We start from the raw sequence: 21,632 nt of genomic DNA on the forward strand, positions 1-21,632 counted from the left end.
TAGGCGACACGCGGCGCTTTTGCCATGGGTCTGATTGACCCGGGCCGAAACTTACTTGGGAGCCTTGGCCGCACGGGCAGCGGCACGGGCGGCCTTCTGCTCCTCGCGGCTCAGCGGCGCCGGGGCCGGGGCAGGCAGTTCGATCGAACCACCGGCGGCTTCCACGGCAGCGTTGGCCGTGGCCGAGGCACCGGCCAGCTTCAGCGTCACCTTGGCGGTGAGTTCGCCAACGCCGAGCAGGCGCACGCCGTCACGGGCGTTGGTGATGATCTTGGCAGCCACCAGCGCATCGGCATCGATCAGGCTGCCGGCATCCAGGCGGCCGGCGTCGATGGCCGACTGCAGGGTGCCCAGGTTCAACACGGCATAATCCTTGCGGAAGATGTTGTTGAAGCCACGCTTGGGCAGGCGCATGTGCAGCGGCATCTGGCCGCCTTCAAAGCCGTTGATGGCAACGCCCGAACGGCTGGTCTGGCCCTTCTGGCCGCGACCGGCGGTCTTGCCCACGCCGGAACCGATGCCGCGGCCAACGCGCACGCGCTTCTTGCGGGCACCGGGATTGTCGTGAAGATCGTTGAGCTTGGTCATGTTTTGCACTCGCTTTCGCTGTCGCGCTTGAAAATGGGTCCGGCCCGCCGGCGCCGCCCATCAGGGCCGCACCGACGGGCCGGAACATGCGTCAGGCCAGTTCCTCGACCTTCACAAGATGCGCAACCTTGGCGATCATGCCACGCACTTCCGGCGTGTCAGTGTGCTCGCGGCTGCGGTGCAGCTTGTTCAGGCCCAGGCCGATCAGGTTCTTTTCCTGGTTCGGGGCGCGGCGGATCGGCGAACCGATCTGGGTGACTTTCAGCTTGGCCATGGTGTCCTCCTCACGCCACCGCTTCGGCGTCGGCTTCGGCCACCTTGGCCGAAATGTCGCCACGGCGCGCCAGCAGATCAGCCACCTTCTTGCCGCGGCGCTGGGCCACGCTCTTGGGGCTGACCTGGCCGGTGAGGGCCGCAAAGGTCGCGCGGATCATGTTGTACGGGTTGTTGGTGCCCACCGACTTGGTGACCACGTCGGCAACGCCGAGCGCTTCGAACACGGCGCGCATCGGACCACCGGCGATGATGCCGGTGCCCTGCGTGGCCGAGCGGACATAGACCTTGCCCGCGCCGAAATGGCCGAAGCCATCATGGTGCATGGTGCGGCCATCGCGCAGCGGCACGCGGATCATCGCCTTCTTGGCAGCGGCCGTCGCCTTGGCGATGGCTTCCGGCACCTCGCGGGCCTTGCCATGGCCGAAGCCAACGCGGCCCTTGCCGTCGCCAACCACGACCAGCGCGGCAAAACCGAAGCGCTTGCCGCCCTTCACGGTCTTGGAGACGCGGTTGATGTGGACGAGCTTTTCGATCAGCTCTTCACCGGCGGGTTCACCGCTGGCTTCGCGGCCACGGCGCTGGCCGCGCTCACCGCGCTCGCCACCACCACGACGGTCATTGCCACCACGACCGCGACCGCGGCCACGGCCCCGGCCTTCGCCTTCCGGCGCAGCGCCGGCAACTTCGATCTCTTCGCTCATATCAGAACTCCAGCCCGCCTTCGCGGGCGCCATCGGCCAACGCCTTCACGCGGCCATGGAAGAGGAAACCGCCACGGTCGAACACCACGGCCGACACACCGGCAGCCTTGGCGCGTTCGGCCAGGCGCTTGCCCACCGCCGCGGCCGCGTCGGTGGTGGCACCGGTGGTGCCGCGCACGTCCTTCTCCAGGGTGGAGGCGGCAGCAACCGTGATGCCCTTGGTGTCGTCGATGATCTGGGCATAGATATGCTGCGACGAACGGTGAATCGACAGCCGCGGACGGCCGCCGCTCTTGAGACGGATCGCCGTGCGGACGCGGCGGCGACGCTGCTCGAAGGGGGTGAGCTTGCTCATTTCTTCTTCCCTTCCTTCCGGAAGATGAACTCGCCGCGATACTTGATGCCCTTGCCCTTGTACGGCTCGGGCTTGCGCCAGCGGCGGATCTCGGCGGCCACCTGGCCAACGCGCTGCTTGTCGGAACCGCTGATCTCAACGGTCGTCTGGTCAGGCGTCTTGATGGTGATGCCGTCGGGGATGGCGAAATCGACATCGTGGCTATAGCCCAGCTGCAGCTTCAGATTGCTGCCCTGCACCGAAGCGCGATAGCCGACGCCGGTGATTTCCAGCACCTTGGTGAAGCCGCTGGTCACGCCGGTGACCAGGTTCGACACCATCGTGCGCTGCATGCCCCAATAGGCTCGGGCGCGCTTGGTCTCGTTCGCCGGCTTCACGGCGATCTCGCCGCCATCGATGGTGTAGCTGATGTCATCCACCAGCGGCATCGACATTTCGCCCTTGGGACCCTTCACAACCAGCATGCGCTCGTTGATCGTGGCGGTGACGCCGGCCGGAATGGCAACGGCTTTCTTTCCAATGCGCGACATGGCTTAGAACACCTGGCAGAGGACTTCGCCGCCCACGTTCTGCTCGCGCGCTTCCGCGTCCGACAGAACGCCCTTGGGCGTCGAAACGATGGTGATGCCCAGACCATTGCGCACGCGCGGCAGCTCGGTGGCGCCGCTGTAAACGCGGCGGCCGGGCTTCGACACGCGAGCCAGGTGCTGGATGGCCGGCTTGCCTTCGAAATACTTCAGGTCAATGCGCAGGTTCTGATGGACGCCATCAAGAACCGACGAATAACCGCGGATGAAGCCTTCGCGCTGCAGCACGTCGAGCACGCGGGCGCGCAGCTTGCTGGCCGGGGTGAGAACGCTATCCTTGCGGGCCTGCTGGCCGTTGCGGATGCGGGTGAGCATATCGCCCAGGGGATCAGACATCGACATCCTGGCTATCCTTACCAGCTCGACTTGGTCACGCCGGGGATCAGGCCCTTGTTGGCCAGTTCACGCAGCATGACGCGGGAGAGCTTGAACTTGCGATAATAGGCGCGCGGACGGCCCGTCAGTTCGCAGCGGTTGCGCACCCGGGTCGGGTTCGCGTTGCGGGGCAGTTCGGCCATCTTCAGGCGGGCCATCAGACGCTCTTCATCAGAGCGGCTTTCATCGTTGGCAATGGCCTTTAGAACGGCATATTTGCCGGCGTACTTCACAACCAGCGCCTTGCGACGCTCGTTCTTGTTGATCATCGAAAGCTTTGCCATGGCTCAGGCCGCCTTCTTCTCGAGGGTGTAGCCAATGAACGGGAAACCGAACAGGGCCAGCAGGGCGCGGGCCTCCTCGTCGGTCTTCGCGGTCGTGGTGACAATGATGTCCATGCCGCGGATCTTGTCGATCCGGTCATAGTTGATCTCGGGGAAGATCAGCTGTTCCTTGATGCCCATGGCATAATTGCCACGGCCGTCGAACGACTTGGCGGACAGGCCACGGAAATCCTTCACGCGCGGCAGGGCGATGGTCACCAGGCGGTCAAGGAATTCATACATGCGCTCGCGGCGCAGCGTCACCTTGCAGCCGATCGGCATGCCTTCACGCAGCTTGAACTGCGCGACCGACTTCTTGGCGCGGCAGATCACCGGCTTCTGGCCGGCGATCAGGGCCATTTCACCGGCAGCCTGCTCGACCTTCTTCTTGTCCTGGGTGGCTTCGCCGACGCCCATGTTGAGCACGATCTTCTCGATCTTCGGCACTTCCATGATGTTCTTGTACCCGAACAGCTCGACCATCTTGGCGCGGACCTTGTCCGCATAGAGGGTCTGCATGCGGGGGGTGATCTTGTCAGCCATTGATCTGCGCTCCCGACTTCTTGGCGATGCGCACCTTCTTGCCATCAACCATTGCGAAGCCGACGCGGGTCGGCTGGCCGGTGGTGGGATCCTTCAGCGCAACCTTGGACGCGGCCATCGGGGCTTCCACCCGCTCGATGCCACCGTTGGGGTTGGTCTGCGACGGCTTGTTGTGGCGCGTGATCAGGTTCACGCCAGCGACCACAACCTTGCCTTCGCGCGGCAGGCTGCGGGTCACGGTGCCTTCCTTGCCCTTGTCCTTGCCGGACAGGACGATGACCGTGTCACCCTTCTTGATCTTAGCAGCGCTCATCACAGCACCTCCGGCGCCAGGCTGATGATCTTCATGTGACCCGTTGCGCGCAGTTCGCGCACCACCGGGCCAAAGATACGGGTGCCGATCGGCTCCTCGTTCTTGTTGATCAGCACAGCCGCATTGCTGTCGAAACGGATCACCGAACCGTCGGGACGGCGGATATCCTTGGCGGTGCGCACAACCACAGCGCGGTGCACGTCACCCTTCTTCACCTTGCCCTTGGGCTGGGCTTCCTTGACCGACACCACGATGATGTCGCCTACACCGGCGAACCGGCGCTTGGAGCCACCCAGGACCTTGATGCACATCACCCGCTTGGCGCCACTGTTGTCCGCCACGTCGAGGTTCGTCTGCATCTGGATCATGCGCTCGATCCTTCCTTAAAGTCTGCCAATTTCCGACTGGCAGACGGCTTGAAACATACTCTGGAACAGGCGGCTCAGCCGACCTTTTCCAGAACCTTCCAGGTCTTCAGCTTGGACATCGGCGCGCATTCCTCGATGCGCACGGTGTCACCGGCCTTGATCACATTGCCCTCATCATGGGCGTGATACTTCTTCGAGCGACGGATGATCTTGCCGTAAACCGGGTGAGCGACCTTGCGCTCCACCAGCACGACGACCGTCTTGTCGCCCTTGTCGGACACGCAGGTGCCCTGCAGAACACGCTTCGGCATGTCTTACGCTCCCGGCTGGGCGGCCTTGCGGGCCGATTGCAGCGTCTTGATGCGGGCGATCGTGCGGCGAACTTCGCGCACCCGGCCCGGCTTTTCCAGCTGGCCGGTGGCCGCCTGGAACCGCAGGTTGAACTGCTCGCGCTTCAGCTCAGCGAGCTGGGTGGCGAGGTGATCGTCGGTCGAAACCTTCAGATCGGCGAAATTATTCTTGGCCATTTGCCTTAATCCTGGGTCGTCGGTTCGCCCAGGCGAACCACCATCTTGGTCTTGATCGGCAGCTTGGCAGCGGCACGTTCGAAGGCGCCGGCGGCCACGTCATAAGGCACACCGTCGAGTTCGAACATGATGCGGCCGGGCTTGACACGAGCCACCCAATATTCCGGCGAGCCCTTGCCCGAGCCCATGCGGACTTCGGCGGGCTTGGACGAGACCGGAACATCCGGGAAGATGCGGATCCACAGGCGGCCCTGGCGCTTGATGTGGCGCGAGATCGTCCGGCGGGCGGCTTCGATCTGGCGGGCGGTGATCCGCTCCGGCTCCATCGCCTTCAGACCGAAGGCGCCGAAGTTCAGCGCGGTGCCACCCTTGGCGTTGCCATGGATGCGGCCCTTGAAGGCCTTGCGGAATTTTGTGCGCTTTGGCGACAGCATTTCAATTCACTCCTCAGCGCGCCGGACGGACGCCCGACGTCTGGGCTTCCATCATCAGACGATCCTGGGCCATCGGATCGTGGCCAAGGATTTCGCCCTTGAAGATCCAGACCTTCACGCCGCACACGCCATAGGCGGTGTGGGCCTGATGCTCGGCATAATCGACGTTGCCGCGCAGGGTGTGCAGAGGCACGCGGCCTTCGCGATACCATTCCACGCGGGCGATTTCAGCGCCGCCCAGACGGCCGGAGCAGGTGATCTTGATGCCTTCGGCGCCCAGACGCAGAGCCGACTGGACGGCGCGCTTCATGGCGCGGCGGAAGGCGATGCGGCGCTCCAGCTGATCGCACACACCGGCGGCCACCAGCTTGGCATCGATTTCCGGCTTGCGGATCTCGACGATGTTCAGCGACACGTCGCTGCGGGTCATCTGGCCGATCTGCTTCTTCAGCTTCTCGATGTCGGCGCCCTTCTTGCCGATGATCACGCCCGGGCGCGCGGCATAGATGGACACGCGGCACAGCTTGGCCGGACGCTCGATCACCACCTTGGAGATGGCGGCCTGGGCGTGGTTCTTCAGGATGAACTCGCGGATGCGCAGATCTTCCAGCAGCAGATTGCCGTAATCATCGCCCTTGGCGAACCAGCGGCTGTCCCAGGTGCGGTTGATCTGCAGGCGCAGACCGATGGGGGACGTCTTGTGACCCATTAGTTTGCTCCCTCTTCACCGGCTTCGCGCACGACAACGCGCAGGCGGCTGAACGGCTTGGTGATTGCCGAAGCGCGACCGCGCGCCCGCGGGGTGAAGCGCTTCATGGTGATCGCCTTGCCAACGCTGGCTTCCTTGACGACGAGCGCATCGACATCGAGGTTGTGGTTGTTTACGGCGTTGGCGACGGCCGAAGCCAGCACTTTGCGCACATCAACCGCCATCGCCTTCTTGGAGAAGGCGAGGATGTTCAGCGCGTCAGACGCCTTGCGGCCACGGATCAGGCCGGCAACCAGGTTCAGCTTGTAGGCCGAACCACGGATGGTGGTGGCAACAGCCAGCGCCTCGCGGTCGCCAACCTTGCGGGGGGACTTGGGCTTGGACATCAGCGCTTGCCCTTCTTGTCAGCGGCGTGGCCGGGGAAGAAGCGCGTGGGCGCGAATTCGCCCAGCTTCATCCCCACCATGTCTTCATTGACCAGCACGGGGATGTGCTTCTTGCCGTTGTACACGTTGAAGGTGAGACCAACGAACTGCGGCAGGATGGTGGAACGACGCGACCAGGTCTTGATCGGGGCGCGGGCACCACCCGCTTGCGCGGCTTCGGCCTTCTTGAGGAGCGAGAGGTCCACGAACGGACCCTTCCAGACAGAGCGGCTCATCTGGCCTTACCTCTTCTTCTTGGCGTGGCGGCTGCGGATGATCATGTGATCCGTCGCCTTGTTCGAACGGGTCTTCATGCCCTTGGTCGGCTTGCCCCACGGGGTGACCGGGTGACGGCCGCCCGAGGTGCGGCCTTCACCACCGCCGTGCGGGTGGTCGACCGGGTTCTTGGCAACACCGCGGGTGAGCGGACGATAGCCGAGCCAGCGGTTGCGGCCGGCCTTGCCCAGGTTCTGGTTGCTGTTGTCGGGGTTCGACACGGCACCAACCGTCGCCATGCACTCGGCGCGGACATAGCGGGTTTCGCCCGAGTTCAGGCGGATGATCACCATGCCCTTGTCGCGGCCCACCACCTGCACGAAGGTGCCGGCGGCGCGGGCCATCTGGCCACCCTTGCCGGGCTTCAGCTCGACGTTGTGGACAATGGTGCCAACCGGCATCTGGCCGATTTCCATGGCATTGCCCGGCTTCACGTCCACCTTCTTGCCGGCGATCACCTGATCACCAACGTTCAGGCGCTGCGGCGCGATGATATAGGCCTGGGTGCCCGCCTTGTCGGCATATTTCACCAGGGCGATGAAGGCCGAACGGTTGGGGTCATATTCCAGACGCTCGACAGTCGCGGCGACATCCCACAGGCGGCGCTTGAAATCGACGACGCGGTACAGGCGCTTGTGACCGCCACCAATGCCGCGCGCAGTGGCGTGGCCCTTGTTGTTGCGGCCGCCGGTCTTCTTCAGACCTTCGGTGAGCGCCTTGACCGGGCGACCCTTGTGCAGGGCCGAACGGTCGATCAGCACCAGGCCACGGGTGCCGGGGCTGGTCGGGTTGAAATTCTTGAGAGCCATGACTTCCCGCCTTTAGATGCTGGTGGTCACGTCGATGCGGTCGCCATCGGCAACCGTCACCACGGCCTTCTTCACGTCAGACCGGCGATATTCCTGGCCACGCCAGCGCTTGGTCTTGCCCTTGGCCACCATCGTGTTCACGGCCAGCACCTTCACGCCATACAGCGCTTCGACGGCAGCCTTGATCTGCGGCTTGGTGGCATCCTTGGCGACCTGGAAGACGACCTGGTTGAATTCGCTCACCAGGGTCGACTTCTCGGTGATGACAGGCTTCACCACCACGTCATAATGCTTGATGTCGATGTTAGCCATTGACGCGGGCCTCCAGGGCCGAAACCGCGGCGCGGGTCAGCACCAGCGTGTCGTGGTTGAGGATGTCATAGACATTGGCACCGATCGCCGGCAGCACATCCACGTGCGGCACGTTGGCCGAAGCCATCGCGAAGCCGGCATCAACGGCGGCGCCGTCGATGAACAGGCCGGAGGTGATCCCCAGTTTTTCCATCGAAGCGATGAAGGCCTTGGTCTTGGCTTCGCCAAGGTTCAGGTCTTCCACCACGATCAGCTTGCCTTCCTGGGCCTTCACCGACAGGGCGGTGGCCAGACCCAGGCGACGGATCTTCTTGTTCAGCGACGGGTTGAAATCACGCACGCGCGGACCATGGGCCTTGCCGCCGCCGATGAACTGCGGCGCGGCGCGGTTGCCGTGACGGGCACGACCGCCGCCCTTCTGGTTGCCCAGCTTCTTGCCGGTGCGGGCGACTTCGCTGCGCTCGCGCGCCTTGCGGGCGGTGCCGCGGCGCTTTTCCAGCTGCCAGGTCACGACGCGGTGCAGGATGTCCAGCCGCGGCTCCTTGCCGAACACGGCTTCCGACAGCTCGATCTCGCCAGCGTCGGCCGCGGTCAGGGTCTTCACCTGAACCTTCATGATCAAGCCTCCGTGGATTCGTCAGCAGCCGGAGCGGCATCAGCCACTTCAGCAACGACGTTGGTGTTGGCAGCCGCCTTCAGCGCGGCCGGATACGGGCGGTCAGCGTGCGCCGGAACCTTCACGGCGTCCTTCACCAGCAGCCAGCCACCCTTCGAGCCGGGCACCGAGCCCATCACGAAGATCAGGCCGCGCTCGACGTCGGTCGACACGACTTCCAGATTCTGCTGCGTGCGCTGCTTGGCACCCATGTGCCCGGCCATCTTCTTGCCCGGGAAGGTGCGGCCAGGATCCTGGCGGTTGCCGGTCGAACCGTGCGAACGGTGCGAGACCGAGACACCGTGGGTGGCGCGCAGACCACCGAAGCCCCAGCGCTTCATGGCGCCGGCGAAGCCCTTGCCCTGCGTGATGCCGGTGACGTCAACCAGCTGGCCCGGAACGAAATGATCGGCGCTGATGGTGGCACCCGGTTCCAGCACGGCATCAGCCGCGACACGGAATTCCGCCACCTTGGCCTTGGGCTCGACTTCGGCCTTGCCGAAGTGGCCGCGTTCCGGCTTGCTGGTGTTCTTGGCCTTCTTCACGCCGGCGCCAAGCTGCACGGCGGTGTAGCCATCGGTCTCGTCGGTCTTCACCGCGACAACCTGGTTGTTCTCCAGGGCGAGAACGGTGACCGGCACGTGCCGGCCATCTTCGCGGAAAATCCGCGTCATCCCCATTTTCTTCGCGATCACGCCAGTGCGCATGATCTGTTTCCTTTCATCAGAGGCCCCCTCCCGTTGCCGGGTGGAGGGGCGTGACCCTTCCAAAGTCGCTCCGCGTATTTGGGGAAGGTCGGTTACTTGCCGAGCTTGATTTCCACATCCACGCCGGCGGCCAGATCGAGCTTCATCAGCGCGTCAACCGTCTGCGGGGTGGGATCAACAATGTCGAGGAGACGCTTGTAGGTGCGCACCTCGAACTGTTCACGGCTCTTCTTGTCGACGTGCGGCGAGCGGTTCACGGTGAACTTCTCGAAGCGCGTCGGCAGCGGAATCGGACCACGGATAGCAGCGCCGGTCCGCTTAGCGGTGTCGGCGATCTCACCGGTGGCCATATCGAGCACACGATGGTCAAAAGCCTTCAGGCGAATGCGGATGTTTTGAGCGTCCATGGCACCAATCTTGTCAAACAGCGTGTTCAAAAAAAGCGGACCGGTTCATCCCCGAACTGGTAGGTCGGGGTTGCACCGGCCGCTTCGAAATTCTTGCCCCTGGTTTTCAGCCGTGGGGCCCGGCTTGCCCGTCGATGCAGCGGTATCGCGCATCAACGAATCAGGGCCGCTTCCCTAGGGAAGCGGCCCCATACACTCACTTGATGATCGACGCAACCACGCCGGCGCCGACGGTGCGGCCGCCTTCGCGAATGGCGAAGCGCAGACCCTGGTCCATGGCGATCGGAGCGATCAGCTTGACCTTCAGCTGCACGTTGTCGCCCGGCATCACCATCTCGGTGCCTTCCGGCAGCTCAACGGTGCCGGTGACGTCGGTGGTGCGGAAGTAGAACTGCGGACGATAGTTGGCGAAGAACGGCGTGTGACGGCCACCTTCGTCCTTCGACAGCACGTACACCTCGGCGGTGAACTCGGTGTGCGGCTTGATCGACCCGGGCTTGCACAGCACCTGGCCGCGCTCGACTTCGTCACGGCCCACACCGCGCAGCAGCGCGCCGATGTTGTCGCCAGCCTGGCCCTGATCGAGCAGCTTGCGGAACATTTCCACGCCGGTGCAAACGGTCTTGCGGGTGTCGTGGATGCCGACGATTTCCAGTTCTTCGCCAACCTTCACCACGCCGGTTTCGACGCGGCCGGTCACCACGGTGCCGCGGCCCGAGATCGAGAACACGTCTTCGATCGGCATCAGGAACGGCTTGTCCAGCGGACGCTCCGGCTGCGGGATGTAGGCGTCAACGGCCTTCATCAGCTCCAAGATGGCGGCGTGGCCGATTTCCGGCTGCTTGCCTTCCAGGGCGCACACGGCCGAACCCTTGACGATCGGAATGTCATCACCCGGGAAGTCATACTTCGACAGCAGTTCGCGGATTTCCAGCTCGACGAGTTCCAGGATTTCCGGATCGTCCACCAGGTCGACCTTGTTCATGAACACGACCATGGCCGGCACGCCGACCTGCTTGGCCAGCAGGATGTGCTCGCGGGTCTGCGGCATCGGACCGTCGGTGGCCGACACGACCAGGATGGCGCCGTCCATCTGCGCCGCGCCGGTGATCATGTTCTTCACATAGTCGGCGTGGCCCGGGCAGTCGACGTGGGCATAGTGACGGTCGGCGGTTTCATACTCGACGTGGGCGGTCGAGATGGTGATGCCGCGCTCGCGCTCTTCCGGCGCCTTGTCGATGTTGGCATAGTCCACGAAGGTGGCGCCGCCGGTTTCGGCCAGCACCTTGGTGATGGCAGCGGTCAGCGAGGTCTTGCCATGGTCGACGTGACCGATGGTCCCGATGTTGCAGTGCGGCTTGTTCCGCTCAAACTTGGCTTTGGCCATGGCCTGTACCTTCTTCCTTGCTCAAAAATATGAGGCGTTCTGTGATGGAGGCGTATCCGTTGCGGGAAACGCCGGGGAGACTGGTCGCCCCTGTGCTGTTGGGGGTGACCGGCCGAATCAGCGCGCCTTGAGGCGCGCTGACTAGCGGCATTCAGCGAAAAATCAAGACAGCTTGAGCTTGATTTCCTCGGCCACGTTCGACGGCACTTCATCGTAGTGGCTGAACTGCATGGTGTATTGCGCACGGCCCTGCGACATCGAGCGCAGGTTGTTCACATAACCGAACATGTTGGCCAGCGGCACCATGGCTTCGATCACCTGCGCGTTGCCGCGGGTGTCGGTGCCCTGGATCTGACCACGGCGGCTGTTGAGGTCGCCGATCACGTCGCCCAGATAATCTTCCGGCGTCACCACCTCGACCTTCATGACCGGTTCGAGGATCTTGATGCCGGCCTTTTCAGCCGCTTCGCGCATGGCGCCGCGACCGGTGATTTCGAAGGCCAGGGCCGACGAGTCCACATCGTGATAGGCGCCGTCGTACAGGGTCGCCTTGAAATCGATCAGCGGGAAGCCGATCAGCGCGCCCGAGGACGCCACGTCACGAATGCCCTTTTCCACCGCCGGGATATATTCGCGCGGCACGTTGCCGCCCTTCACCTCGTCGACAAACAGCACGCCCGAACCGCGCTCGCCCGGCTCGACCACGATCTTCACGCGGCCGAACTGGCCCGAGCCGCCCGACTGCTTCTTGTGGGTGTAATCGATGTCGACCTTGCGGGCGAGCGATTCACGATAGGCCACCTGCGGCGCGCCGACATTGGCTTCCACCTTGAACTCGCGCCGCATGCGGTCAACGATGATTTCCAGGTGGAGTTCGCCCATGCCGCGGATGATGGTCTGGCCGCTTTCGTTGTCGGACGACACGCGGAACGACGGATCTTCCTGCGCCAGGCGGTTGAGGGCGATGCCCATCTTTTCCTGGTCGGCCTTGGTCTTGGGTTCCACGGCCACCTCGATCACCGGATCGGGGAATTCCATGCGCTCCAGGATGATCGGCTTCAGCGGGGCGCACAGCGTGTCACCGGTGGTGACATCCTTCAGGCCAACGAGCGCGACGATGTCGCCGGCCATGGCTTCCTTGATGTCCTCGCGGTTGTTGGCGTGCATCAGCAGCATGCGGCCGATCTTCTCGCGCTTGTCCTTCACGCTGTTCAGCACGGTCGAGGCGGCTTCCAGCTTGCCCGAATAGATGCGGGCAAAGGTCAGCGTGCCGACGAACGGGTCGGTCATGATCTTGAACGCCAGCGCCGAGAACGGCTCGTTGTCGTCGGCCTTGCGGGTGTCTTCCTCTTCGGTGCCCGGCTTGATGCCCTGCACCGGCGGAATGTCGAGCGGGCTCGGCAGATAGTCCACCACGGCGTCCAGCAGCGGCTGCACGCCCTTGTTCTTGAACGCCGAACCGCACAGCACCGGCACGAAATCGAAGTTCAGCGTGCCCTTGCGGATCAGCTTCTTCAGCGTGGCGGCGTCCGGCTCCTCGCCTTCCAGATAGGCTTCCATAACGGCGTCGTCCTGCTCGACGGCGAGCTCGATCAGCTCGGCGCGGGCGGCGGCGGCCTCATCGGCCATGTCGGCCGGGATGTCCTTGTATTCGAACTTGGCGCCCAGGCTTTCTTCCAGCCACACGATGGCGCGGTTGTTCACCAGGTCGACGAGACCGATGAAATCGCTTTCCAGACCGATCGGCAGATAAAGCACGGCCGGGCGGGCGCCCAGGCGGTCCTTGATCATCTGCACGCAGCGGTTGAAGTTGGCACCGGTGCGGTCCAGCTTGTTGACGAAGCACATGCGCGGCACGCGATACTTGTCGGCCTGGCGCCACACGGTTTCCGACTGCGGCTCCACGCCGGCCACGCCGTCAAAGCAGGCCACGGCGCCGTCGAGCACGCGCAGCGAACGTTCGACTTCGATGGTGAAGTCCACGTGTCCGGGGGTGTCGATGATGTTGATGCGATGCTCTTCGCCCTTGCCGTCATCCGCACGCCACTGGCAGGTGGTCGCCGCCGACGTGATGGTGATGCCGCGCTCCTGCTCCTGCTCCATCCAGTCCATGGTGGCGGTGCCTTCGTGCACTTCGCCGATCTTGTAGGACTTGCCGGTGTAATAAAGGATGCGCTCGGTCGTGGTCGTCTTGCCGGCATCGATGTGGGCCATGATGCCGATGTTGCGATAACGCTCAAGCGGATGGGAGCGGGGCATGGGAAAAGCCTTGCTTTAGGGGGGAAAATGAGGTGGGCCGGCACCGCGAACGGCACCGGCCCGGATGGGATTACCAGCGATAGTGCGAGAAGGCGCGGTTCGCTTCCGCCATGCGGTGCGTGTCTTCGCGCTTCTTCACCGCCGAACCGCGGTTGGAGGCAGCATCGAGCAGCTCGGCCGACAGGCGGGCCGCCATGGTGTGCTCGCTGCGCTTGCGGGCGGCCGAGATGATCCAGCGGATGGCCAGCGCCTGGCCACGGTCCGGACGGACTTCCACCGGCACCTGGTAGGTGGCACCACCGACACGGCGGCTGCGGACTTCGATGCCCGGACGCACGTTGGCCAGCGCGTCGTGGAAGACGCCCAGCGGCTCGCGGCGGCTCTTGGCTTCGATGGTTTCCAGAGCGGTGTAGACGATGTTTTCGGCCACGCTCTTCTTGCCCTGCAGCATCACGAGATTCATGAACTTGGACAGGACGACATCCCCGAACTTCGGATCGGGGTTCACAATGCGCTTTTCAGGGCGACGACGACGAGACATGTGGTTGACCCCTTACTTCGGACGCTTGGCGCCGTACTTGGAACGGCTCTGCTTGCGGTTCTTCACGCCCTGCGTGTCGAGCACGCCGCGCACGATGTGATAGCGCACGCCGGGAAGATCCTTCACGCGGCCGCCGCGAATCAGCACAACCGAGTGTTCCTGCAGGTTGTGGCCTTCGCCGGGGATGTAGCCGATGACTTCAAAGCCATTGGTCAGACGGATCTTGGCGACCTTGCGGAGCGCCGAGTTCGGCTTCTTCGGGGTGGTGGTGTAAACGCGGGTGCAAACGCCACGCTTCTGCGGGTTGGCCTCCATGGCCGGCACCTTGTTGCGCGCCTTCTGCGGCTCGCGACCCTTGCGGATCAACTGGTTGATCGTCGGCATTGATCTCTCTTCTCGCTTCGACCGCACACCCCCATGGCGCGCGGCCTACTCCAGACCTGCCCCGTTGATCAGCCGGCGAAACCGGCGCATCACATAAGCACGAACGGCCCCCGGGAAACCGAAGGGCCATCCGCACACGGTGCCATCTGTCGTATCCCCTGCCCGAACCTTGGTCCGCTCAGGGATGCGCGCCCTTACTCTCAAAGCCTGTCCCGGTCAACCGCGCGCCGGATCGTGGAACGGCCGGCAGCCGGCAATCGTCACCCGCTCCATCACCCGGCGGGCGGGGAAATAATCGCTCACGGCAAAATGCTGGGTGGCGCGATTGTCCCAGAAGGCGATGCTGCCCGGCTGCCAACGGAACCGGCACTGGATTTCGGGGTTGCCGGCGGTGGCATAAAGATGTGCCAGCAGCCGCTCGCTCTCCACCGGGCTCAGCCCCTCGATATGGCTGGTGAAGCCGCTGTTGACGAACAGGGTGGGCGCGCCGGTTTCGGGGTGGGTGCGCACCACCGGGTGGCGCTGCGGCGGATATTTGGCGTGCAGTTCCTCCGCCGCCTTGCCCAGCCGCCGGGTGAACACGCGGGCAATGTCGTGCACCGCGGTCAGGCTGCGGGCGATGCGCTGCATCTCCGGGCTCAACGACAGGAAGGCCAGGTGCATGTCGGCAAACAGCGTGTCGCCACCCACCGGCGGCACCTCCACCGCGCGCAGGATCGATCCCAGCGACGGCCGTTCCCGCCAGGTCACGTCGCTGTGCCAGTTGTTCTCGCTGCCCCGGCTGTCGGGCCCGTGGGCGATGCGCAGGATTTCCGGGTTGGGCTGATCCTTCGGCGTTGCCGGGTGGATCTCCAGATCGCCAAAGTGGCGGGCGAAGGCGATATGCTGTTCGGCGCTGATCTGCTGGTCGCGGAAGAAGATCACCTTGTGCGCCAGCAGGGCCGCGCGGATCGCCGGCACATGATCGCCAATGTCGGGCGCGGCCAGATCGATGCCGTGGATTTCGGCGCCAATGGCGGGTGTCAACGGCTGGATCTGCAGCATGCTGCGGCTGATCACACTGGCCATGGCCCATTCTCCCCTTGTTTTGGAGCAGTATCAGCCTGCGCCGGCGGCGGGGCAAGAGGGCCGCAGCACTGGCGCCGGCTGCCGGGATCGGGCAGAGGCAGCGGCATGGCTGACGAATTCGAACTTTATGACCTGAAGGTGGAGGTGATCGCTCCGCCCGGCGCCACACTCTGGTGCAATGCCAAGCCCGGCGACTGGTTCGAGCTGCGCGGGGAGCTGCTGCACCTGCCGCCCGGCCAGGGCTTTTCCATCTACAGCCTTGCCGCCGTGCTGCCGCTGCTCGCTGCCAAGCAGCGCGCCACCCATCCCAACGACTGGATGGACAGCGATGCCGAGATCGCCTGCCCCGATCCCAACTGCCCGTCGCGGCTGAAGATCACGCGGCTGGGCAAGCGTGTCTTCCGCCGCGCCGACACCACAGCCACGGTGAAACCATGAGCATCGAGCGCACCCTGCTAGCCCCCGGCCACGCGATTTCCCGCCTGATCCGCGGCGGCTGGCAGCTGGCCGGTGATCATGGCCCGGTTGACCGGGCCAGCCTCAACGATGGTTTCCTCGCCGGCTACGATGCCGGCATCACCACGCTGGACTGTGCCGATATCTACACCGGCGTCGAGGCGATGATCGGCGATTTCCGCCGCCATCTGGCCCAGGCGCGCGGCGCCGAGGCGCTGGCCCGGCTCAAGGTGCATACCAAGTTCGTGCCCGATCTCGATGGGCTGGCCCACCTCTCCTTCGCCGATGTCGAAGCCATCATCGACCGGTCGCGCGCACGGCTGGGCATGGAGCGGCTCGATCTGGTGCAGTTCCACTGGTGGGATTATGGCCTGGGCGATCCGGTGGCGGCGCTGCACCACCTCGCCCGCCTGCGCGCCGATGGCCGTATCGCCCATATCGCCGGCACCAATTTCGATGCCGCCCATCTGGCCCAGTTCGCCGCCGCCGGCGTGCCGCTGGCCAGCATCCAGGTGCAATATTCGCTGCTCGATCGCCGGCCGGCCGGTGCCTTTGCCGCCACCGCCGCCGCCAGCGGAACCGGCCTCCTCTGCTATGGCACGCTGGCCGGCGGCTTCCTCTCCGCCCGCTGGCTGGGCCAGCCCGATCCGGCCGCCATCCTCACCAACCGCAGCCTGATCAAATATCGCCTGATCATCGATGAATGCGGCGGCTGGGATGCGTTCCAGGGCCTGCTCGAAACCCTGGGCGCCATCGCCGCCAGCCACGACGTGCCGCTATCGGCCGTGGCCGCGCGCTGGGTGCTCGATCAACCCCAGGTCGCCGCCATCATCATCGGCGCCCGCGATGCCAGTCATCTCGCCGACACGCTGGCCATCGCGACCGTGCGCCTCTCGCCCGCCGATCACGCCCGCATCGCCGCCGCCCTGCCCGCCGGCCCGCAAGGCGATGTCTATGCCCTCGAACGCGACCGCACCGGGCGCCACGGCCGCATCATGAAATATGGCCTGAACAAGGGGTAGAGCAGGAAAAGGCCTCCCGCAGCCAGGGCCTCAGGCCCTGGTCGCCGAAGGCCCCGTTCAACTTACCGCCCGTCGCGCCGCCCCAGCAGGCGCAGCCGCAGCGCGTTCAGCCGGATGAAGCCGGCCGCATCGCGCTGGTCATAGGCGCCGCGGTCATCCTCGAACGTCACGATGCCGGCGGAATAGAGGCTGTAGGGTGATTTGCGCCCCACCACGCCCACATTGCCCTTGTACAGCTTCAGCCGCACCGTGCCGGTCACCTTGTCCTGGCTGTGATCGATGGCCGCCTGCAGCATCTCACGCTCCGGCGCGAACCAGAAGCCGTTGTAGATCAGCTCGGCATATTTCGGCATCAGCTCATCCTTCAGATGCGCCGCGCCGCGATCCAGCGTGATCTGCTCGATGCCGCGGTGGGCGATGTGCAGGATGGTGCCGCCCGGCGTTTCATACATGCCGCGCGATTTCATGCCGACAAAGCGGTTCTCCAACAGGTCCAGCCGCCCGATGCCATGCCGCTTGCCCAATTCGTTCAGCTTGGCCAGCAACGCCGCCGGGCTCAGCCCCTCGCCATTGATCGCCACCGCATCGCCGCGTTCGAAATCCACGGTGATATATTCCGGTGCATCCGGCGCCTCTTCCGGGTGATCGGTGCGGCTGTAGACATAATCCGGCACCTCTTCCCACGGATCCTCCAGCACTTTCCCTTCCGACGAGGTGTGCAGCAGGTTGGCGTCCGTGCTGAACGGGCTCTCGCCGCGCTTGTCCTTCGCCACCGGAATCTGGTGCTGCTCGGCAAAGGCAATCAGTGCCTCGCGGCTGTTCAGGCTCCACTCCCGCCACGGCGCGATGATGCGGATATCGGGCGACAGCGCATAATAACCCAGCTCGAAGCGCACCTGGTCATTGCCCTTGCCGGTCGCGCCATGGCTCACCGCATCGGCGCCCACGGCCTTGGCAATCTCGATCTGGCGCTCGGCAATCAGCGGCCGCGCAATGGAAGTGCCGAGCAGATACAGGCCTTCATAGAGCGCGTTGGCCCGCATCATCGGGAACACGAAGTCCTTCACGAACTCCTCGCGCAGATCGTCGATGAAGATATTCTCCGGCTTGATCCCCAGCATCAGCGCCTTGGCCCGCGCCGGCTCCAGCTCCTCGCCCTGGCCCAGATCGGCGGTGAATGTGACCACCTCGCAGCCATATTCGGTCTGCAGCCATTTCAGGATCACGCTGGTATCCAGCCCCCCCGAATAGGCCAGCACCACCTTCTTGATCGAATCAGCCATCGCAAATCCCTTCCGTTGTGGGTGCGCGCCTATTTGCTATGCTGCGCACTTGCAAGTCGGGGGATACACCGGGAGGAACCATGGGCACCACCGCACCCAAAACCCAACCCACCAGCGCCAGCGTGCCCGATTATCTCGCCGCCCTCGATCCCCCACGCCGCCGCGACGAGGCACAGGCCATCGGCGCCCTGCTTGAAACCATCACCGGCCACCCGCCCATCCTCTGGGGCACCAGCATCATCGGCTTCGGCACCTACCCCACCAAGACCGGCCCCTGGCCCCGCCTTGGCTTCTCCCCCCGCAAGGCCAACCACGTCATCTATCTGATGGACGGCTTCACCGGCCAGGCCGACCTGCTGGCCCGCCTGGGCAAGGCCACGACCGGCGTCTCATGCCTCTATGTCAAGAAACTCGCCGATGTGGACATGGACGTCCTCGCCGAAATGGCCCGCCGCTCCTGGGCGATGATGGCAGAACGCCATCCGCTGTGATGTCAAAAATCTCGCAACCGACCTTGCTCATTGCGTCGCCACGGTAACTTGCAATTGCGGCGCGGCTGGGCTTTAGGCCAGCGCGGGTGAGCGGGGGAGTGCGGCGTCGTGCGGATCGGTGAACTGCTGGAAGCGGCCGGGCTGGTGAGCGAGGCCGACATTGCCCGGGCCATTGACCGGCAGCATGCCGAAGGCGGGCGGCTGGGGCCCAATCTGGTGGCCGTTGGGGCGATTTCGGCCGAGGAACTGGCGCGTTTCTGTGATGCCATGCCGCTGGAGCCAGTGACTCTGGCCGAAACCGGCCTGACCGAACCCTTTCTGATCGATCTGATGCTGAAGCTGTTGTTCATCGGGCCGGCGGAAACCCCCGATGATCTGGCGATGCGCATGCAATTGTCCCCCAAGCTGATCACCGAACTGCTGGAGGCGGCGCGGCGGGGGCAGCTGGTGGTGGCATTGGGTGGTGGCAGCGGGGCGCTGCAAATGCGGTACGAGCTGACCGAGGCCGGCAAGACGCGGGCGCGCGAGGCGATGGCGCGATCGGCCTATACCGGGCCGGCGCCGGTGCCGCTGGAGCTGCATTGCCATTGGCTGGAGCGCCAGAAGGTCACCAACGAGACGATTGATGTTGCCAGCATGCGCCATGCCTTTGACGGGCTGGAGGTGACCGATGCGCTGGTGGACAAGCTGGGCCCGGCGGTGACATCGGGCCGGGCGGTGCTGATGTATGGCCCGCCGGGCAACGGCAAGACATCGGTGGCGCAGCGGTTGAACCGGGTGTTCCGCCAGATCATCTACATCCCGCACGCCGTGCTGGTGGAAGGCCAGGTGATGACGGTGTTTGACCCCGATGTGCACACGCCCATCGGCCAGCAGACGCTGCTGCGGCCCCGCCTGTTTGCCAGCCTGCACCGGGAAGAGGCGGACGGCCGGTTCGTGCCGTGCCGGCGGCCGTTCATCGTGACCGGCGGCGAGCTGACGATGGAAATGCTGGACCTGCGCCACGAGGCGGGCGGCAATTTCTATGTGGCGCCGTTGCACATGAAGGCGGCCGGCGGCTGCCTGCTGATCGATGATTTCGGCCGCCATATGGTGTCGCCCACGGCCCTGCTCAACCGCTGGATCGTGCCGCTGGAAAACCGGGTGGATTATCTGAAGCTTGCCACCGGCAAGAGCTTCCGGGTGCCGTTCCAGACGGTGGTGATCTTTTCGACCAATCTGGCCCCGGCCGATCTGATGGACCCGGCCTTTCTGCGCCGTATTCCGTACAAGCTGGAAATCGGCGCGCCATCATCGGCGGTGTGGCGGCGGATCTTCATGGCGGTGGCAGCCGATTGCGGCATTGCCACCGATGATGGCGCGGTGGCGGCGATCGAGCATCAACTGACCAGTGTGCACGGCCTTGAACTGGCGGCCTATCAACCGCGCTTCATCCTGGATCAGATCGTGGCGGCGTCGCGCTTTCGCGGGCAGATGCCGGCGCTGGCCGATGATCTGGTGGCGCTGGCGCTCGACAATCTGGTGGTGGCGCGGCGCAATCCCGAAGACGGGCCAACGCTGGCCAATATGTGACCGGCGCGGTCAGGCGAAATTGAAGCTGATCGAGATGCGGTCGGCCTTGGCGCCGTTGGGCATCACCTCGTGGCGCAGCCAGCTTTCCCACAGCAGCAGCAGGCCGGGACGGGGCTGGACGTGCACGAAATTGCGCATGGCTTCGGGCGCGTCGGGCAGGCGCGGCGGGCTGTGCATCAGCATCGGCAGTCGCGGATCCTCGAACCGGATGGCGCCGGCGCCGTCGGGCACCTCGAGATAGAGCGTGCCCGACAGGCTGCTGTACGGGTGGATATGGCCGCTGTGGCTGCCGCCGGGCTTGAGGATATTGACCCAAAGGCTGTCGAGCCGGGGTTTCTTGCCGGCGAAATCCAGATGGGCGGCAGCGGCGAACTGCGCCGCCTGGGCCACGAGCCAGCGGGCCAGATCGGCAAAGGCGGGATCGCGGCGCGGCAGATCGTTCAGCGAGGCATAGCTGGTGTAGCCGCGATAGGCGTGCGCCTTGCTCCAGGCGCGCCCGGCACGATCATCGTCGGCCAGGGTGCGGGCGCTGTGCGCCAGATCGGCCAGCAGGGCCGCATCGGCCAGATCGGCCTGCCAGAGAAGGGTGGGGAACAGAGCGGTCGCGGTCATCGCCTGGCCTTTTGAACCCGGCGATGGGCAGGCGCAAGCCGCCGTGATGCGTCCGAAATGGAGGTGATGCTGCCAATGCGGGCAAAGTCCGTTTCGGACCTGTCGTTACCCAACCCGGATGAAGCCGATGGCGCGCCCTGCGCCCTTGGCCCGGGTTGGAGGTGTGTTGATGGGCCTGGCGTGGCAGCGGATGGCCGTGGCGATGGCAGCACCGGTGGCGGCGGCCACGGTGGTGATGACGCCATTGAACGTGAACAGCGCGCTGGCGCAGCTGCGCCCCGGCGACACGCTGCGGCTGGAAGGCGTGTTCACCACGCGTCTGGCCTTTCAGAACCGCGATTTCGGCGGCGTGACGGTGGATGGCAGCCGCGCGACGTTGGTGCAGGGCTTGAACCTGCGCAATGTCCGCAATGTTACCTTTGCCGGGCTGACTGTGGGCGCGGCCGGGCTGGCCACGTCGGCGCGCTTTTCGATCAATCTTGATGCCTCCACCCATGTCAGCTTTGCCGAAACGACCATCCTGGGCAATGGCGGCAGTGCCGGCACCGGCCTGCGCGCGATCAATTCGGAATTCGTGACGGTGCGTGATTCGCGTTTCGAGGGCCTGCTGGATGGGATCACGCTGATCAGTTCGCCCAACAGCCTGATCGCGCGCAACCGTTTTGAAAATGGCGGTTCTGACGGTGTGAAGGTGGTGGACAGCCATCGCATCATCCTGTCAGGCAACAGCTGCAGCGGCTTTGTCATCCAGCCGGGTGTCCACCCCGATTGCATCCAGTTTCTCAGCCGGCCCGACAAGCCAGTGCAATCGGATATCTATGTGCTGAACCCGGATTATTCACCGGCCGGGTGATTTCGGGTTGGCGA

General features: G+C 64.7%; 33 protein-coding genes. 5 read left to right on the forward strand and 28 right to left on the reverse strand.

The window, feature by feature from the left end:
* Positions 1 to 51: 51 nt before the first annotated feature.
* The 26 genes from rplO to CHU93_RS10075 form a co-directional block, all read right to left on the reverse strand.
* Complete coding sequence (rplO, locus tag CHU93_RS09950) at positions 52 to 588, reverse strand: 50S ribosomal protein L15 (RefSeq protein WP_094473917.1); 537 nt, start codon at positions 586 to 588, stop codon at positions 52 to 54.
* 91 nt (positions 589 to 679) lie between these two features.
* Positions 680 to 862, reverse strand: coding sequence for a 50S ribosomal protein L30 (rpmD, locus tag CHU93_RS09955; protein WP_086117727.1), 183 nt, complete (start codon positions 860 to 862; stop codon positions 680 to 682).
* A 10-nt stretch (positions 863 to 872) separates the two neighbouring features.
* The gene (gene rpsE / locus CHU93_RS09960; protein WP_094473918.1) at positions 873 to 1,565 is read right to left on the reverse strand and encodes a 30S ribosomal protein S5; all 693 of its coding nucleotides are present in this window, start codon (positions 1,563 to 1,565) and stop codon (positions 873 to 875) included.
* A 1-nt stretch (position 1,566) separates the two neighbouring features.
* Positions 1,567 to 1,920 carry a 50S ribosomal protein L18 gene (gene rplR, locus CHU93_RS09965; protein ID WP_086117729.1) on the reverse strand — a complete coding sequence of 118 codons (354 nt, stop codon included), beginning with the start codon at positions 1,918 to 1,920 and terminating at the stop codon, positions 1,567 to 1,569.
* Complete coding sequence (gene rplF / locus CHU93_RS09970) at positions 1,917 to 2,450, reverse strand: 50S ribosomal protein L6 (protein ID WP_086117730.1); 534 nt, start codon at positions 2,448 to 2,450, stop codon at positions 1,917 to 1,919. The genes rplR and rplF overlap by 4 nt, the downstream gene beginning before the upstream one ends.
* Before the next feature lie 3 nt (positions 2,451 to 2,453).
* Positions 2,454 to 2,849 carry a 30S ribosomal protein S8 gene (rpsH, locus tag CHU93_RS09975; protein ID WP_086117731.1) on the reverse strand — a complete coding sequence of 132 codons (396 nt, stop codon included), beginning with the start codon at positions 2,847 to 2,849 and terminating at the stop codon, positions 2,454 to 2,456.
* A gap of 11 nt (positions 2,850 to 2,860) precedes the next feature.
* On the reverse strand, positions 2,861 to 3,166 hold the full coding sequence (gene rpsN / locus CHU93_RS09980; RefSeq protein ID WP_086117732.1) for a 30S ribosomal protein S14: 306 nt from the start codon (positions 3,164 to 3,166) through the stop codon (positions 2,861 to 2,863).
* A 3-nt stretch (positions 3,167 to 3,169) separates the two neighbouring features.
* A complete protein-coding gene (gene rplE, locus CHU93_RS09985) occupies positions 3,170 to 3,748 on the reverse strand; it encodes a 50S ribosomal protein L5 (protein ID WP_086117733.1) in 579 nt (192 codons plus the stop codon).
* On the reverse strand, positions 3,741 to 4,061 hold the full coding sequence (rplX, locus tag CHU93_RS09990; RefSeq protein ID WP_086117734.1) for a 50S ribosomal protein L24: 321 nt from the start codon (positions 4,059 to 4,061) through the stop codon (positions 3,741 to 3,743). Before rplX ends, rplE begins: the two co-directional genes overlap by 8 nt.
* The gene (gene rplN, locus CHU93_RS09995) at positions 4,061 to 4,429 is read right to left on the reverse strand and encodes a 50S ribosomal protein L14 (RefSeq protein WP_017666969.1); all 369 of its coding nucleotides are present in this window, start codon (positions 4,427 to 4,429) and stop codon (positions 4,061 to 4,063) included. The genes rplX and rplN overlap by 1 nt, the downstream gene beginning before the upstream one ends.
* A gap of 74 nt (positions 4,430 to 4,503) precedes the next feature.
* Positions 4,504 to 4,740 carry a 30S ribosomal protein S17 gene (gene rpsQ / locus CHU93_RS10000; RefSeq protein ID WP_086117735.1) on the reverse strand — a complete coding sequence of 79 codons (237 nt, stop codon included), beginning with the start codon at positions 4,738 to 4,740 and terminating at the stop codon, positions 4,504 to 4,506.
* Positions 4,741 to 4,743: 3 nt separating this feature from the next.
* Entirely contained in the window at positions 4,744 to 4,956 is a 213-nt protein-coding gene (gene rpmC, locus CHU93_RS10005) for a 50S ribosomal protein L29 (protein ID WP_094473919.1), read from the reverse strand.
* Between the two features lie 5 nt (positions 4,957 to 4,961).
* Positions 4,962 to 5,390: a 50S ribosomal protein L16 gene (gene rplP / locus CHU93_RS10010; RefSeq protein ID WP_086117737.1), complete on the reverse strand. Its 429-nt coding sequence runs from the start codon at positions 5,388 to 5,390 to the stop codon at positions 4,962 to 4,964.
* Positions 5,391 to 5,403: 13 nt separating this feature from the next.
* Positions 5,404 to 6,099 carry a 30S ribosomal protein S3 gene (gene rpsC / locus CHU93_RS10015; RefSeq protein WP_086117738.1) on the reverse strand — a complete coding sequence of 232 codons (696 nt, stop codon included), beginning with the start codon at positions 6,097 to 6,099 and terminating at the stop codon, positions 5,404 to 5,406.
* The gene (rplV, locus tag CHU93_RS10020; RefSeq protein ID WP_094473920.1) at positions 6,099 to 6,485 is read right to left on the reverse strand and encodes a 50S ribosomal protein L22; all 387 of its coding nucleotides are present in this window, start codon (positions 6,483 to 6,485) and stop codon (positions 6,099 to 6,101) included. Before rplV ends, rpsC begins: the two co-directional genes overlap by 1 nt.
* A complete protein-coding gene (gene rpsS / locus CHU93_RS10025) occupies positions 6,485 to 6,760 on the reverse strand; it encodes a 30S ribosomal protein S19 (RefSeq protein WP_086117740.1) in 276 nt (91 codons plus the stop codon). The genes rplV and rpsS overlap by 1 nt, the downstream gene beginning before the upstream one ends.
* Before the next feature lie 6 nt (positions 6,761 to 6,766).
* Complete coding sequence (gene rplB, locus CHU93_RS10030) at positions 6,767 to 7,609, reverse strand: 50S ribosomal protein L2 (RefSeq protein ID WP_086117741.1); 843 nt, start codon at positions 7,607 to 7,609, stop codon at positions 6,767 to 6,769.
* Positions 7,610 to 7,621: 12 nt separating this feature from the next.
* Complete coding sequence (locus tag CHU93_RS10035) at positions 7,622 to 7,921, reverse strand: 50S ribosomal protein L23 (RefSeq protein ID WP_086117742.1); 300 nt, start codon at positions 7,919 to 7,921, stop codon at positions 7,622 to 7,624.
* On the reverse strand, positions 7,914 to 8,537 hold the full coding sequence (gene rplD, locus CHU93_RS10040; RefSeq protein ID WP_086117743.1) for a 50S ribosomal protein L4: 624 nt from the start codon (positions 8,535 to 8,537) through the stop codon (positions 7,914 to 7,916). Before rplD ends, CHU93_RS10035 begins: the two co-directional genes overlap by 8 nt.
* Before the next feature lie 2 nt (positions 8,538 to 8,539).
* Positions 8,540 to 9,283, reverse strand: coding sequence for a 50S ribosomal protein L3 (gene rplC, locus CHU93_RS10045; protein WP_086117744.1), 744 nt, complete (start codon positions 9,281 to 9,283; stop codon positions 8,540 to 8,542).
* A gap of 92 nt (positions 9,284 to 9,375) precedes the next feature.
* Complete coding sequence (rpsJ, locus tag CHU93_RS10050) at positions 9,376 to 9,690, reverse strand: 30S ribosomal protein S10 (RefSeq protein WP_086117758.1); 315 nt, start codon at positions 9,688 to 9,690, stop codon at positions 9,376 to 9,378.
* Positions 9,691 to 9,886: 196 nt separating this feature from the next.
* Entirely contained in the window at positions 9,887 to 11,077 is a 1,191-nt protein-coding gene (tuf, locus tag CHU93_RS10055; RefSeq protein WP_086117745.1) for an elongation factor Tu, read from the reverse strand.
* 162 nt (positions 11,078 to 11,239) lie between these two features.
* On the reverse strand, positions 11,240 to 13,336 hold the full coding sequence (gene fusA / locus CHU93_RS10060; protein ID WP_094473921.1) for an elongation factor G: 2,097 nt from the start codon (positions 13,334 to 13,336) through the stop codon (positions 11,240 to 11,242).
* Between the two features lie 70 nt (positions 13,337 to 13,406).
* Positions 13,407 to 13,877, reverse strand: coding sequence for a 30S ribosomal protein S7 (gene rpsG / locus CHU93_RS10065; protein WP_086117759.1), 471 nt, complete (start codon positions 13,875 to 13,877; stop codon positions 13,407 to 13,409).
* A gap of 12 nt (positions 13,878 to 13,889) precedes the next feature.
* Positions 13,890 to 14,261: a 30S ribosomal protein S12 gene (gene rpsL / locus CHU93_RS10070; RefSeq protein WP_086117760.1), complete on the reverse strand. Its 372-nt coding sequence runs from the start codon at positions 14,259 to 14,261 to the stop codon at positions 13,890 to 13,892.
* A 216-nt stretch (positions 14,262 to 14,477) separates the two neighbouring features.
* A complete protein-coding gene (locus CHU93_RS10075) occupies positions 14,478 to 15,329 on the reverse strand; it encodes a TauD/TfdA dioxygenase family protein (protein ID WP_094473922.1) in 852 nt (283 codons plus the stop codon).
* Positions 15,330 to 15,434: 105 nt separating this feature from the next.
* On the opposite strand from CHU93_RS10075, the gene CHU93_RS10080 reads away from it, so the two are divergent.
* Positions 15,435 to 15,767, forward strand: coding sequence for a TIGR04076 family protein (locus tag CHU93_RS10080; protein ID WP_086117762.1), 333 nt, complete (start codon positions 15,435 to 15,437; stop codon positions 15,765 to 15,767).
* Entirely contained in the window at positions 15,764 to 16,807 is a 1,044-nt protein-coding gene (locus tag CHU93_RS10085; protein ID WP_094473923.1) for an aldo/keto reductase, read from the forward strand. Before CHU93_RS10080 ends, CHU93_RS10085 begins: the two co-directional genes overlap by 4 nt.
* A gap of 62 nt (positions 16,808 to 16,869) precedes the next feature.
* On the opposite strand, the gene CHU93_RS10090 is transcribed toward CHU93_RS10085, so the two are convergent.
* Positions 16,870 to 18,090 (reverse strand): argininosuccinate synthase, encoded by a 1,221-nt coding sequence (locus CHU93_RS10090; protein ID WP_094473924.1) that lies wholly within the window; start codon positions 18,088 to 18,090, stop codon positions 16,870 to 16,872.
* A gap of 80 nt (positions 18,091 to 18,170) precedes the next feature.
* On the opposite strand from CHU93_RS10090, the gene CHU93_RS10095 reads away from it, so the two are divergent.
* Both CHU93_RS10095 and CHU93_RS10100 read left to right on the forward strand, forming a co-directional pair.
* Complete coding sequence (locus CHU93_RS10095) at positions 18,171 to 18,581, forward strand: DUF1801 domain-containing protein (protein WP_094473925.1); 411 nt, start codon at positions 18,171 to 18,173, stop codon at positions 18,579 to 18,581.
* A gap of 108 nt (positions 18,582 to 18,689) precedes the next feature.
* The gene (locus CHU93_RS10100; RefSeq protein ID WP_094473926.1) at positions 18,690 to 20,153 is read left to right on the forward strand and encodes a cyclic di-GMP-binding domain-containing protein, MshE-related; all 1,464 of its coding nucleotides are present in this window, start codon (positions 18,690 to 18,692) and stop codon (positions 20,151 to 20,153) included.
* A 9-nt stretch (positions 20,154 to 20,162) separates the two neighbouring features.
* Here the strand turns inward: CHU93_RS10100 and CHU93_RS10105 are convergent, their stop codons facing one another.
* Positions 20,163 to 20,765, reverse strand: coding sequence for a TIGR02466 family protein (locus tag CHU93_RS10105; protein WP_094473927.1), 603 nt, complete (start codon positions 20,763 to 20,765; stop codon positions 20,163 to 20,165).
* Between the two features lie 169 nt (positions 20,766 to 20,934).
* Here CHU93_RS10105 and CHU93_RS10110 point away from each other — a divergent pair, with 169 nt between their 5' ends.
* The gene (locus CHU93_RS10110) at positions 20,935 to 21,618 is read left to right on the forward strand and encodes a right-handed parallel beta-helix repeat-containing protein (protein WP_165768683.1); all 684 of its coding nucleotides are present in this window, start codon (positions 20,935 to 20,937) and stop codon (positions 21,616 to 21,618) included.
* The last annotated feature ends 14 nt before the right edge of the window (positions 21,619 to 21,632 follow it).

It is taken from the genome of Sandarakinorhabdus cyanobacteriorum (genome assembly GCF_002251755.1).
GTDB lineage: Bacteria > Pseudomonadota > Alphaproteobacteria > Sphingomonadales > Sphingomonadaceae > Sandarakinorhabdus > Sandarakinorhabdus cyanobacteriorum.